Origin of the sequence: Streptomyces sp. NPDC001902, assembly GCF_042891295.1 — a bacterium.
Lineage (GTDB): Bacteria > Actinomycetota > Actinomycetes > Streptomycetales > Streptomycetaceae > Actinacidiphila.
The window spans coordinates 249,106-262,285 of sequence record NZ_JBIATA010000010.1; the positions used below are offsets into that span (position 1 = coordinate 249,106).

10 protein-coding genes and 1 pseudogene are annotated in these 13,180 nt (G+C 71.9%); 8 read left to right on the forward strand and 3 right to left on the reverse strand.

Annotated features, from left to right (window positions below; translation table 11 throughout):
• Positions 1 to 15 precede the first annotated feature (15 nt).
• Together gnd and ACFYYN_RS19200 are read right to left on the reverse strand one after the other, a co-directional pair.
• Positions 16 to 1,458 carry an NADP-dependent phosphogluconate dehydrogenase gene (gnd, locus tag ACFYYN_RS19195; RefSeq protein ID WP_500546767.1) on the reverse strand — a complete coding sequence of 481 codons (1,443 nt, stop codon included), beginning with the start codon at positions 1,456 to 1,458 and terminating at the stop codon, positions 16 to 18.
• A gap of 168 nt (positions 1,459 to 1,626) precedes the next feature.
• Positions 1,627 to 2,052: a hypothetical protein gene (locus ACFYYN_RS19200; RefSeq protein ID WP_500546768.1), complete on the reverse strand. Its 426-nt coding sequence runs from the start codon at positions 2,050 to 2,052 to the stop codon at positions 1,627 to 1,629.
• A 596-nt stretch (positions 2,053 to 2,648) separates the two neighbouring features.
• On the opposite strand from ACFYYN_RS19200, the gene ACFYYN_RS19205 reads away from it, so the two are divergent.
• The 4 genes from ACFYYN_RS19205 (at position 2,649) to ACFYYN_RS19220 (ending at position 8,457) form a co-directional block, all read left to right on the forward strand.
• Complete coding sequence (locus ACFYYN_RS19205; protein WP_500546769.1) at positions 2,649 to 3,947, forward strand: epoxide hydrolase family protein; 1,299 nt, start codon at positions 2,649 to 2,651, stop codon at positions 3,945 to 3,947.
• A gap of 202 nt (positions 3,948 to 4,149) precedes the next feature.
• The gene (locus ACFYYN_RS19210; protein WP_500546770.1) at positions 4,150 to 4,914 is read left to right on the forward strand and encodes an SDR family NAD(P)-dependent oxidoreductase; all 765 of its coding nucleotides are present in this window, start codon (positions 4,150 to 4,152) and stop codon (positions 4,912 to 4,914) included.
• 206 nt (positions 4,915 to 5,120) lie between these two features.
• A complete protein-coding gene (gene nhaA, locus ACFYYN_RS19215; RefSeq protein WP_500546771.1) occupies positions 5,121 to 6,437 on the forward strand; it encodes a Na+/H+ antiporter NhaA in 1,317 nt (438 codons plus the stop codon).
• 118 nt (positions 6,438 to 6,555) lie between these two features.
• On the forward strand, positions 6,556 to 8,457 hold the full coding sequence (locus ACFYYN_RS19220; protein ID WP_500546772.1) for an alkyl/aryl-sulfatase: 1,902 nt from the start codon (positions 6,556 to 6,558) through the stop codon (positions 8,455 to 8,457).
• 32 nt (positions 8,458 to 8,489) lie between these two features.
• Here the strand turns inward: ACFYYN_RS19220 and ACFYYN_RS19225 are convergent, their stop codons facing one another.
• Positions 8,490 to 8,657 carry a hypothetical protein gene (locus ACFYYN_RS19225; protein ID WP_500546773.1) on the reverse strand — a complete coding sequence of 56 codons (168 nt, stop codon included), beginning with the start codon at positions 8,655 to 8,657 and terminating at the stop codon, positions 8,490 to 8,492.
• Positions 8,658 to 8,789: 132 nt separating this feature from the next.
• On the opposite strand from ACFYYN_RS19225, the gene ACFYYN_RS19230 reads away from it, so the two are divergent.
• From ACFYYN_RS19230 to ACFYYN_RS19245, 4 genes and pseudogenes are all read left to right on the forward strand, one after another.
• Positions 8,790 to 11,069, forward strand: a complete 2,280-nt coding sequence (locus ACFYYN_RS19230) for an AAA family ATPase (RefSeq protein ID WP_500546774.1) — start codon at positions 8,790 to 8,792, stop codon at positions 11,067 to 11,069.
• 80 nt (positions 11,070 to 11,149) lie between these two features.
• Complete coding sequence (locus ACFYYN_RS19235; protein WP_500546775.1) at positions 11,150 to 11,938, forward strand: alpha/beta fold hydrolase; 789 nt, start codon at positions 11,150 to 11,152, stop codon at positions 11,936 to 11,938.
• 152 nt (positions 11,939 to 12,090) lie between these two features.
• Positions 12,091 to 12,780: a type 1 glutamine amidotransferase domain-containing protein gene (locus tag ACFYYN_RS19240; protein WP_500546776.1), complete on the forward strand. Its 690-nt coding sequence runs from the start codon at positions 12,091 to 12,093 to the stop codon at positions 12,778 to 12,780.
• A gap of 265 nt (positions 12,781 to 13,045) precedes the next feature.
• A pseudogene (locus tag ACFYYN_RS19245) lies at positions 13,046 to 13,180 on the forward strand (ketol-acid reductoisomerase); the annotation flags it as partial.

Consider the following 13,180-nt stretch of genomic DNA (forward strand, 5'->3'; position numbering starts at 1 on the left):
CGGACGCCCGCCCGGTCAGCTGACGGGGTTCTCGGTGCGGTCGGTGTCCCAGCGGGTGTGGTAGCTGCCGGGGCGGTCGGTGCGGCGGTAGGTGTGGGCGCCGAAATAGTCGCGCTGGGCCTGGATCAACGCCGCGGGGAGCCGGGGTGTGCGCAGGGTGTCGTAGTGGGCGAGGGCGGCGGCGAAGGCGGGGGCGGGGACGCCGTCGCGGGTGGCGTGGGCCACGACCAGGCGCCAGGGGAGCTGGGCTTCGCCGACTTCGCCGGCGAAGCCGGGGTCGGCGAGGAGGCTGGGCAGTGCGGGGTCGGTGGTGTAGGCGTCGCGGACGCGGTCGAGGAAGGCGGCGCGGATGATGCAGCCGGCGCGCCACACCGCGGCGACGGCGGCGAGGTCGGTGTTCCAGCCGTAGGTGTTGCCGGCGGCCTGGATCTGGTGGAGGCCCTGGGAGTAGGAGATGACCTTGGAGGCGTACAGGGCCTGCTCGACCTGGTCGGTGAAGCGGGCGGCGTCGCGCTCACCGAGGACGGTGCGGGAGGGGCCGGGCAGGGCGGCGCCGGTGGCGCGCAGTGCGGTGTGTCCGGACAGGGAGCGGGCGAAGACGGCCTCGGCGATGCCGGAGACGGGGACATCCAGGTCGAGGGCGGTCTGCACGGTCCAGCGCCCGGTGCCCTTCTGCTCGGCGGCGTCGGCGACGACGTCGACGAAGGGGAGACCGGTGTCGGCGTCGCGGTGGGCGAGGACGTCGGCGGTGATCTCGATGAGGTAGGAGTTCAGGCGGCCGGTGTTCCACTGGCGGAAGACCTCGGCGATCCGCGCGGGCTCCCAACCGGTGGTGTGGCGCAGCAGGTGGTAGGCCTCGGCGATGAGCTGCATGTCGGCGTACTCGATGCCGTTGTGGACCATCTTGACGAAGTGGCCGGCGCCGTCGGGGCCGAGGTGGGCGACGGCTCGGCTGCCGTCGGGGGTGGTGGCGGCGATGTCGGTCAGGACGGGGGCCAGGAGCCGGTAGGCCTCGTGGGAGCCGCCGGGCATGATGCTGGGGCCGTTGAGCGCGCCGTCCTCGCCGCCGGAGATGCCGGTGCCCAGGAAGTGGATGCCGCGCTCGTGCAGGGCTGCCTCGCGGCGGCGGGTGTCGGCGAAGTGGGCGTTGCCGCCGTCGACGATGACGTCACCGGGTTCCAGCAGCGGCGCGTACTCGTCGATCACGTCGTCGGTGGGCCTGCCGGCCTGCACCATGACGATCAGACGCCGGGGCCGTTGCAGGGCGGCGACCATCTCCTTGGCGGAATCCGCGGCGATGAAGGTGCCTTCGTGGCCGAAGTCGTCGACGAGGGCCTGGGCGCGGGCGGGGGTGCGGTTGTGGACGGCCACGGTGTAGCCGTGACGGGCCAGGTTGCGGGCGAGGTTGCGGCCCATCACGGCGAGTCCGGTGACGCCGATCTGTGCGGTGGGGAACACGGTTCTTCCTTCGGGTCTTTGGCGGTGGCGTAGTGGTTGCGGGAACCTGGGGCTGCTCGTCCCTGGGAGGGGGCAGGCCACCGCTGGCTCAGGCGCCTTTGCCAGCAGTGGCCACGACCGGGACCCCTCGGTGCACGCGCACTACGGGTCCCGTGCAACGGCCGGCTCTCAGGCGGCGGCCTGTCGCGGCGGAAGGAAGGCACCGGCGGTCTCCGGGTCGGGCCACGGTGTGACGGTCTCCCCGGCGACGAGCCAGCCGTAGGCACCTCCCCGCTTCAGACGCAGTTCGTAGAGGAAGGGGGCGGTGGTGTCGCTCATGCGCCGGTAGAGAAGCGCGGTCGCGTACTCGCCCTGGTCCTCGGCGTGCAGGACCTTGTACTCGGTGGACAGGGGTGTCTCACCCGCCTGTCCCCGGGCCGCGAACTCCGCGAAGACCGCCTTGCGGGGAGCTGCCGCGATGGCTCCTTCCCGGGTCGGGAAGAGGATCGCCATGTCGTCGGTGTAGAGCTTCTCCATGGCGTCCATGCGGTAGTTGCTGCCGTCGTGCACGACGCGGGAGATGAACTCCTGCATCTCAGTGGTGATGGCACTCATGGCTTTTCTCCTTCTGCTGGGTGTTGAGGTACGCCGGCGGTCAGTCCGGTCAACGGCCGACCGGCGGCGGCATCGCGAGGAGCGCCCTCGACGACACTTTGTGGATGGCAGGGCGAGGATTCACTCGGACTCTGGCCGACACCTGCATCGGGCCCTGCGTGTACGCCGGGAAATGATCGTTCGACGTATGCCGAACAACCTAACACGGCCGAGTTCGCCCTGAACGTTGCGACCGGCGTGACGGCGCTCTCATTGCACGTGCACACGGTGTCACCCACGCGACCCATGCGTCGGAACAAGGTCCGTGAGCCAAGCCACCTTCGCGACATCCCCGCTCGGCGAATGGCCGGTGTACGGTCGCAAGCGACGTTCGATGACTGGCGAACATGGCGTATGCCCGGCCTGTTGTCGTGCGCGAAGGGGCCCCCGTCCGCCATTGAGTGGCGTGACACCGTGCCCACACGAAATCAACGCAACATTGGCCACCACATCGCAGGGACGCTTTTTTCCTGCGCGAAATGGGCCGCCAAACTCCTCTCAGGCCCACGCCAGGCATGTCCCGCTGAATCGAAATGACCGACTGGAGTGAGTAACGCATGGCGAGTCAAGCGAGCAATCTCAGCCGTCGACGGTTGCTGTACGCCATGGGGGCGCTGGGCGCGGGAACTGCCGCGGCGACGATGACGTCCGGCGTCGCCGAGGCCGTCACGGGAACGGGCGCCACGACTGCGGGCTCGTTCACGCCGCCTCCGGGCAACGGCGCGGTCGTGCCCATGAGGCTGCACGTGCCGGAGCGCATGCTGGACGATCTGCGGCGACGCCTGGCCATGACCCGGTGGCCGACCGAGGAACTCGTGGACGACTGGTCCCAGGGGGCTCCGCTGTGGCGGGTCAAGCGACTCGTGGAGCACTGGCAGCGACACTACGACTGGCGCAGGGTGGAGGCGCTGCTCAACGGATTCGGGCAGTACCGCACCGTGATCGACGGTGTGAGCATCCATTTCCTGCATGCCAGGTCACCGCACCGCGACGCCATGCCCATCATGCTCACCCACGGCTGGCCGGGCTCGATCCTGGAGTTCCGCAAGGTGATCCGGCGCCTGACCCACCCGACCGAGTTCGGTGGATCCGCGCGTGACGCATTCCACGTGGTCACACCGTCCCTCCCGGGGTTCGGCTTCTCCGATCAGCCGGACGCCGTGGGATGGGGGCGCGTGAGGACGGCGAAGGCCTGGGCGAAGATCATGCCTCGCCTTGGGTACGACCACTACCTCTCCCAGGGAGGGGACTGGGGAGCTGCCGTCAATGTGCAGTTGGGGGTCCTGCGTCCCAAGGGATTGCTGGGCATCCACCTGAATTTCCCTCAGATCGTCCCCCCTGATCTCGACCCGAAGCGCCTCACTCCGGAGGAGCGGGTCGCGATGAACCAACTGAACGCACAACAGCGGAACGAGATCGGCTACCAGCTCCAGATGATGACCAGGCCCCAGACCGTGTCCTACTCCCTGGCGGACTCCCCGGTCGGGCAGGCCGCCTGGATCTACGAGAAATTCGGTGTCTGGACCGACAGTGACAAGAACCCCGAGTCGGTCCTCACCCTGGACGAGATGCTGGACGACATCACTCTGTACTGGCTGACGAATACGGCGGAGTCCGCCGCACGCTTCTACTGGGAGAACTCGGACATCACCATGAACGCGGTCAAGATCGACGTGCCCATGGGCGTCACACTGTTCCCCAAGGAGTTCTACACGCCGCCTCGCGCATGGGCCGAGAAGGCGTTCCCCAACCTCGTCTACTGGAATCGGGCCAGCAGGGGCGGCCACTTCGCGGCGTTCGAGCAGCCGAAGATCTTCGCGGAGGAGGTGCGCCGGTTCGGCCGGCTCTTCCGCTGACATCCTGCTGCGCCCACGGGTGGCCCACTGCCGAACGCGGTGGGCCGCTTGCGTTTCTCCGGCACGGCACGGCGCGGCGTCGCGCAGTAGCCGCCGGGGCGACCTGTGGCGCGTGTCATGCCTCACCTTTCCCACCAAAGCGTTTCACACGTGTGTACCTTGTTCGTAGTTCGCCGAACATCGAACAAAGGAGAGAGAGTCCATGACCACCACATCCCACCTGCCCTTCTCCGGTCACGTCGCCATCGTCACCGGCGCGGGATCCGGTATCGGCCGTGCGACGGCACTCGCTTTGGCGCAGGCCGGGGCGAACGTGCTCGGCGTCGGCCGCCGGATGGATGCCCTCGAGGAAACAGCCAAGGCCCACCCGAACATCGAAGCCCTGTCCGTGAACCTCGTCGACGACGGCGCGCCCGCGCAGGTCGTCAACACCGCCGTGGCACGTTGGGGACGGCTCGACCTGCTGGTGAACAACGCAGGCGCCACGGCCGTCATGCCCCTGGCCGAGGCGGACAAGCAGGTCATCACCGACCTGTTCGCCCTCAACGTGGTGGCCCCGAGCATGCTGGCGCACGAAGCCCTGCCCCATCTGCGCACGTCCTCCGGCAGCATCGTCAACGTGTCGAGCACCTACGGACACCGCCCGATGTCCGGCGGATCCCACTATGCGGCCACCAAGGCCGCGATCGAGCAGATGACCCGCAGCTGGGCCCTCGAGCTCGCGGCGGAGGGCATCCGGGTCAACTCCGTCGCTCCCGGCCCCACCCGGACCGACGTCATGGTCGCCGCAGGTCTGACCCCCGAGGCGATCAACGACATGTACGCGTACGAGCGCGACCGCATCCCCACGCACCGCATCGGGGACGTCGAGGACATCGCCCACTGGATCCTGCGCATGGCCGAGCCGGCTGGACGCCAGGCCACCGGGCAGGTCATCACCGTCGACGGCGGCCTGGAACTCATCTGACGTCACCGCCGGCACAGCTGACGCGGGCGCCAGGCGTGGGAGGTGCGGAGGTGCGGGAGGTGGCGGGAACGGTTGGGGCCGCCGATGCGCCGCCGTTAGGGTGTCAGTAAGGCGTCAAGAAGAGGCGCCCGGTGTGCCGGGAAGTCTGGTCGGCGTTGTGAGGGGCCCTGTGCCCGTTGCCGCCGACGCCCCGGAGGTCCGCCCATATGGCCACCGCCCCCCGTTCCCGCCCCCCGTTCCTCGGCGTGCTCCCGTGGCCGGAGCGGCGGGCCGTCGCCCGGGCCCTGCGGACGGAGACGGTCGGCGGCCTGGTCCTGCTGGCCGCGGCGGTGGTGGCCCTGGTGTGGGCGAACGGTCCGTTCAGCGGCGCGTACGAGGCGGTACGCGACTTCCACTTCGGCCTTCCCGCGCTGGGGCTGGACCTGTCGGTGGAGCACTGGACGGCGGACGGACTGCTGGCGGTGTTCTTCCTGGTCGCCGGGATCGAGCTGAAGCGCGAACTCGTCGTCGGCGAACTGCGCACCCCGGCCACCGCCGCGCTCCCGGTCATCGCGGCGGTGTGCGGCATGGTGGTGCCCGCCGGGCTGTACGCCGTGGTCGCGGCGCTCGGGGGCGGCAGCCCGAGCGGCTGGGCGGTGCCGATGGCCACCGACATCGCCTTCGCGCTGGGGGTCCTGGCCGTCGTCTCCACCCACCTCCCCGCGGCGCTGAGGGCCTTCCTCCTCACCCTCGCGGTAGTCGACGACCTGGGCGCGATCCTGGTCATCGCGGTGTTCTTCACCTCCGACCTCAACCTCTGGGCGCTGCTCGGCGCTGCGGCCGGGCTCGCGGTGTTCTACGCGCTGCAGCGGCTACGGGTCACGGGCTGGTGGTGGTACGTGCCGCTCGGTCTGGTCATCTGGGCGCTGATGTACAACGGCGGCGTGCACGCCACCGTGGCCGGGGTGGCCATGGGCCTGATCCTGCGGACCACCCGCGACGAGGACGAGGTGACCTCGCCCGCCGAGCGCACCGGCTACCTGCTGCACCCCTTGTCCGCCGGTGTCGTCGTCCCGCTGTTCGCCCTGTTCGCCGCCGGGGTCGGCGTCTCCGCGGGTGCCCTGGGGGAGGTGTTCACCAGGCCCGAACCGCTCGGTGTCGTCGTGGGTCTGGTGCTCGGCAAGATCGCCGGCATCTTCTGCGGAACCTACCTTGCCGCCCGTTTCACGCGGGCCCGGCTGAATCCGGACCTCGCCTGGGCCGACGTGTTCGGCCTCGCCACCCTGGGTGGCATCGGCTTCACCGTGGCCCTGCTGATCGGCGAGCTCGCCTTCCCCGCGACCGCGCAAGGTGAGCACGTCAAGGCCGCGGTCCTGGTGGCCTCGGTGATCTCGGCCTGCCTGGCCGCGCTGCTCCTGCACCGCCGCAACCGGCTGTACCGGCGGCTGTGCGCCGAGGAGGACACCGACGCCGACGGGGACGGCGTCCCCGACATCCACCAGCGTGGCGGCGCGAGCCCGGCGACGGCCGAACAGGCGGACTGATCGCGGGTTCGTCCGGGCGGCGTACTCCCGCTGGCATGCGGACGCCGTCCTGCCGAGGCTGGCAGAGGGTTCATCCCGTGTGGGCGTGATGACGGTACCGGTCTCGAAGGAGAACACGATGTCCGCCGATTCCGCGCTGAAGGGCCCCGAACCGGCGATCGTCGCCGCCAACCAGGCCGCACGAAGCCTTCTGCCGTTCGAGGACAGCCGCGACCTGGACGACGCCGGCCGTGGTTTCCTCGGCACCGTCGAGCAGCGGGAGATCACGGACCGTGACGGTCGCACGGTGTGGTCCCTTGACGCGTACGGCTTCCTCGACGCCGACTGCCCGGACACCGCGCACCCGAGCCTGTGGCGGCAGAGCGCTCTCGTCGCCCGGCACGGGCTCTTCGAGGTGGCCGAGGGCATCTACCAGGTACGCGGCTTCGACCTGTCCAACATGACGGTCGTCGAGGGCGAGCGGGGCATCCTGGTCATCGACCCCCTCCTGTCCGTCGAGACCGCCGCGGCCGCCCTGGCCCTGTACCGGCGCCACCGCGGGGACCGCCCCGTCAGCGGCGTGCTCTACACCCACAGCCACGTCGACCACTTCGGCGGCGTCAAGGGTGTCGTGACCGCCGAAGAGGCCGGAGCAGGACTGCCCGTCATCGCCCCCCAGGGTTTCCTGACCCACGCCGTCAGCGAGAACGTGTACGCGGGCACGGCGATGGCGCGCCGCGCCGCCTACATGTACGGCGCCGCACTGCCCAAGGGGACGCACGGTCAGATCGGGGCAGGTCTGGGGCAGACGACCTCCACGGGCACGGTCAGCCTCATCCCGCCCAGCGTCGAGATCATGCGCACCGGCCAGACGCACACCGTCGACGGCATCCGCATGGTCTTCCAGCTCACCCCCGAGACCGAGGCGCCGGCCGAGCTGAACATCCACTTCCCCGGCCGCGCGGCGCTCTGCATGGCCGAGAACGCCACCCACAACCTCCACAACCTGCTCACCCTGCGCGGCGCCGAGGTCCGGGACCCACGCGTCTGGGCTCAGTACCTCACCCAGACCATCCAGCTCTTCGGCGCCTCCTCCGACGTCGCCTTCGCCTCGCACCACTGGCCGACCTGGGGCCGCGCACGCGTGCTGACCTTCCTGTCCGACCAACGCGACCTGTACGCGTACCTGCACGACCAGACCCTGCGCCTGATCAACCAGGGACTCACGGCCCTGGAGATCGCCGAACGGATGCACCTGCCGCCGGCCCTGGAACACGTCTGGCACACCCACGGCTACTACGGTTCCGTCAGCCACAACGTCAAGGCGATCTACCAGCGGTACCTGGGCTGGTTCGACGGCAACCCCGCCCACCTGTGGGAACACCCGCCCACCGAGGCCGCCATCCGCTACGTGGACTTCATGGGAGGCGCCGACGAGGTCCTGCGGCGCGCCCGCCGGTCCTACGCGGACGGAGACTTCCGCTGGGTGGCCCAGGTCGTCAACCACGTGCTGTTCGCCGACCCTGGCAACACCGAAGCACGAGAGCTGCAGGCGGACGCCCTCACCCAGCTCGGCTACGGCAGCGAGAACGGGACGTGGCGCAACTTCTTCCTCACCGGCGCCCTCGAACTGCGCCACGGCCCGGTCGGCACGCCCACCGTCACCGCGTCGCCCGACGTGATCTCCGCGCTCTCCCTCGACCAGCTCTTCGACTCCCTCGCCATCCGCGTCGACGGCCCCGCCGGCTGGGACGCGGACATCACCATCCGCTGGAACGTCCACGGCTCGGAACCCATCACCTGGCGCCTGCACAACGGCGTGCTCACCCACGTGCCCGGCGAGGGCCCCGCCGCCACCGAACCCGACCTGGCGGTCACCCTCCCCGAAGCCGATCTGCGGGCCGTCCTCCTGGGAACCCTGCCGGCGGCCGACCTGGCGGTCCGAGCGGGCATCCAGATGTCGGGCGACCCCGGCAAGCTCGCCGAACTCCTGGCGTACCTCGGCGAACCCGACCCGGACTTCGCGATCGTCACTCCGTAGCAGCCCCCTGGCTGCACGGGACCGGTCGGGTCCTACCCGCTGAGAGCGTCCACGAGGAAGAGGAACACGTTCAGGCCGAGTACGACGACGGCAACGAATCCCACGACCACCAAGGAGCAGCCACCGGCGATCGCCCCCATGACCCAGGCGCGGCCGACGGCACGGCGGTACTCGGTGTCGTCGTCCCAGTCGTGATCCACCCTCGCCCCCCTCGCCGAGGCACCGTACACCGCGGCCTCCGCGGCGATCGCGGGTGCGCGCGGCAGCGTGCCTCCGGCCGGGCCGGGGCGGGCACGGCGGGGGTTCCAGGCGGGTGCCGGTTAGGCTGAGGCGTGTCCCTCATCGGCCGTGGCCAGGAGCTTTCCGCGATCGGGGCCCTCCTCGACCGGCTGCGTGCCGGCGTCGGCGAACGCCTGGTCGTCACCGGGCCGCCGGGGGCGGGCAAGACCGCGCTGCTGGTGGCCGCGGCGGAGCTGGCCGCCGAGCGCGGCATCCGGGTCGAGCACACCGGGGACCGCACGCTTTCCGCGCCCGCCGTTCCGCCGCACCCACCGGGGTCGCCGGGTGAGCCCGTTCTGCTGCTTGCCGACGAGGGCACGGCCGAGGACCTGCCCGGGTCCGGCGCGCCCCCGGGACCGCGCGCACTGCTGGCCGCCGCCCGGGAGTACTCCGGGGAGGGGACCGAGTTGAGGCTGGGCGGACTGTCGGGCGCGCGGTTCGCCGCGCTCGTGCCCGGGCTGCCGCCCGACGCCGTCCACGCCCTGTGGCTGGTCTCCGGCGGGCTGCCCGGTCCCGCACTCTCCCAGGCCGAACGGCTGAAGGACCTGCCCGGGGACGCCGACCCGGCCGTGCACCTCGCGCTGGTCGCCCCGTCGCGGGCCCAGTTCCTCGAACTCGACCTCGGACTCGTCCGGTTGCTGGAGGAGGCCGCCGAGCGACCGGTCGCCCCCGCGGTCCGCGCCCGGGTGCTGGCCCGGCTCGCGCGCGAGCTGCTGGCCGACACCACGGCCCTGGCGCGCCGCCGGGACCTGGCGGACACGGCGCTCGGCCTGGCCCGCGCATCCGGCGACCCGGGCGCGGTCGCCGAGGTCCTCGACGGCCGGCTGCACGCGCTGTGGGACCCGGCCGCCACCGCCGAACGCCTGGCCACCGCCGGGGAGATCGTCGCTCAGGCCCGCCGGGCGGGTGACGCGGCAGCCGAGTCCCGCGGGCTGTTCTGGCGCTTCGTGGCGTACACCGAGACCGGGGACCTGACGGCCGCAGAGGCCGCGCTCGCCGTGTACGTCGGCGCCGCGGAACAGGCCGGCCACACCGACGCCCACGTGGTGGCGCTCTCCCGGCGGGCGATGCTCGCCACGGTCAGGGGCCGGTTCGAGGAGGCCGGGGAACTCGCGGACCGGATCCTCGTAGCCGGGCCCAAGGCGGGGGTGAGCGACACCGAGCGGCTGGCCGGTTCGGTGCGCCACCAGCTGGCCGTCGTGCGGGGCGGCACCGAGCCCCCGGTCGAGCCCTGGCAGCGGATGGCGCGCCGACTGCCCGGGCACTTCTTCGAGGCCACGGCGGCCCGGGCGATGCTGGGGTCGGGACGCGAGGTCGAGGCCGGTCTGGAACTGGAACGGCTGCTGCCCTCGGTGCTCGCGGGCACCGGCCCGCGGTGGATCGGCGCGCTGGCCGACCTCGCGGTCGTCGCCTCCCGGACCGGTAGCCCGGCGGCGGCCGCCGCACTCTACGACGCGCTGCTGCCCTACCAGGGAGGACGGCTGGTGGTGTGGGGCGGCGCCAACACCGTCACCGGACCCGTCGACGACTACCTGGGCCGCCTGGCGGCGCGCCTGGACCGGCCGGACGCCGCCCTCGGCCACCTGGACGCGGCAGCCGAGCTGTCCCGCCGTGCCGGCGCCCTCCCCTGGCTCGCGCACATCCTGGCGGCACGCGCGGAGGTCCGCACCCGGCGCGACGGCCCGGGGGACCGGGAAAGGGCGGCGCAGGACGTGGCGCAGGCCCGGTCGATCGCGGAGCGGCTCGGCATGGACGGTCTCCTTTCCACCCTCGGCGCAGCCGGTCCGCCGGACGGCCGGTGGCGCTGGGTGCTCGACGGGCGCGACTGGCGACTGGAGGCCGGCGGCGAGACGGCCCGGGTGCCCGACGGGCGAGGACCTCGTTACCTGCGCACACTGCTGGCGGCGCCCGGCCAGGAGATCCCCGCGCTCGATCTCGTGGCCGGCGGCGCCGGGCTCGCGGCTCCGGTGGCCGATCCGCTGCTGGACGACACGGCACGCGCCTCCTACCGCCGACGGCTCGCCGTGCTCGACGACAGGCTCGACGCCGCCGACCGGGCCGGTGACGTGGACGCCGCCGCGGCCGTGCAGGCCGAGCGCCGGGCGCTCCTCGCCGAACTCCGGCGCGCGACCGGCCTCGGCGGCCGCCCCCGTGCCCACGGCGACGCGGCGGAGCGGGCCCGGGTCGGCGCCACGCGGGCGCTGTGGGGGACCGTCCGGCGCATCGAGGCCGCCGCGCCGCTCGCCGGTGCCCACCTGCGGGCGTCCCTGCGGACGGGCCGCCTCATGCGTTACCAGCCGGGCCCCGGCGGTCCTGGGCGCTGGCAGGTGTGACGCCGGTCACGAACGGATCGTTCCCCGCGGGGTTACGCCTCCTGTTGTGCACGGCACGCACCACTGGAAGGACACACCACATGAGCACCGGCGAAGCCCCTCTGACGTACGCGGGTCTGCGGGCGGAGCGCCGAGGCGAGCCGGACGGCCGACCGCCGCTCGTCCTGCTGCACGGCCTGAGCTACGACCGTCACCGGTGGGGCCCGTTCCTGCGGGAGCTGGAGGCCGCCGACCCGGGGCGGCGCGTCCTCGCCGTCGACCTGCCGGGACACGGGCAGTCGCCGCCGCTGGACCGGCACGGGCTGGACGACGTCGCAGCCGTCGTGCACCAGGCGGTCACCGAGGCGGGCCTGACCCGGCCGGTCGTGGTGGGGCACTCCATCGGTGGTGCCATCGCCACCGCCTACGCCGCCACCCACCCGGTGCGGGGCGTGGTCAACATCGACCAGCCGCTGCGCGTCGGCGGCTTCGCCGACCTGCTGCAGCGCAACGCGGACGTGCTGCGCGGCCCGGACCACGGCACGATCTGGAACGGCCTGCTCGGCCGCATGGGCATCGACGGCCTGCCGCCGGAGGCCCGCGCCCTCGCCCGGCCCGACGCGACGCCCGCGCGTGACCTACTGCTGGCCTACTGGGACGAGCTGCTGACCACACCGCCCGAGCTGCTGGAGGAGCGGAACGCCGCCCGCCTGGAGCGCATCGCGTCCCAGGACACGCCGTACCACTACGTCACCGGCGCCGAACCCGACCCGGACTACCTCACCTGGCTCCGCAAGGTCCTGCCCGGCGTCACGGTCACCGTGCTCCCCGGCAGCCGCCACTTCCCGCACCTCGCCCACCCTGCGGAGGTCGCCCGGCTCCTGAGGTGAGGGCGGTGTGCGCCGCTCACCGAAGGCGCAGGTCAGCCGGGCATCCGGCGCCGCGCGAAGGTCACGCCTGGCGGACCTGCTGGGGGCGCATCATGCTTGAGTAACACTTGGCCCTCAACCGTGTCGGACACCGACAGGGAGGCGATGGTCCGATGGCGAAGCTGCTCTTCGTTCTGACCGGGGCGTCGTACTGGACGCTCAAGGACGGCACCAGGCACGCGACGGGTTACTGGGCCGAGGAGTTCGCGGCCCCGTACAAGGCCCTCAGCGAGGCCGGCCACGAGATCACGGTCGCCACTCCGGGCGCGGTGATCCCGACCGTGGACATGATGAGCCTGCGTCCCGACATGGCCGGCAGCGCGCAGATCGCCCTCGACCTGGAGGAGATCATCCGCTCCGCGGAGGTGATGAGGCGGCCCATCCACCTGGCGAACGCCCGCGTGGAGGACTACGACGCCGTCTACTTCCCGGGCGGCCACGGGCCCATGGAGGACCTGTGCGTCGACCCCGACGCCGGCCGGCTGCTGACCGCGGCGCTCGCCTCCGGCAAGCCCCTCGCGGTCGTCTGCCACGCCCCCGCGGCGATGCTGGCGACCAGGATCCACGGCCAGTCCCCGTTCGCGGGCTACCGGGTCACGGCGTTCACCAATGAGGAGGAGGACGCGGTCGGCCTCGCCAAGCGCGCGCGGTGGCTGGTGGAGTCCGAACTCATCGACATGGGCGTCGACTTCACCAAGGGCGAGATGTGGAAGCCCTACACGGTGGTGGACCGGAACCTGTTCACCGGCCAGAACCCCGCCTCCGCGGCCGTCCTGGCGGAACGCCTGCTCAAGGCGCTCTAGCGGGTGCATGCCCGGCCCTTGCCGGGGCCCTTCTGATTGCGGCGCAGCCCAACGGGGCCGGGTCGCCGTGGAGCGGTCGGCGGACACGCCTTTACCGCCTCGCCGCCCTGCCGCCATCCCGTGGTCGCCGCCCCGTCACGGAAGGCGGCAGGCTCTCCCCGTAGATTCGACATGCGAGTCCGCTGCGAGCGGGCGAACATCAACACCCTTCAAGCGGGTCTCCTCGATGCGACACGGGGGCTTGCGGCATGGAAAGGCTTCACCTGTGGCTGAGCTGTTCTACGACGACGATGCCGACCTGTCCGTCATCCAGGGCCGCAAGGTCGCGGTCATCGGCTACGGGAGCCAGGGGCACGCGCACGCGCTGTCGCTGCGCGACTCGGGTGTGGACGTGCGGGTC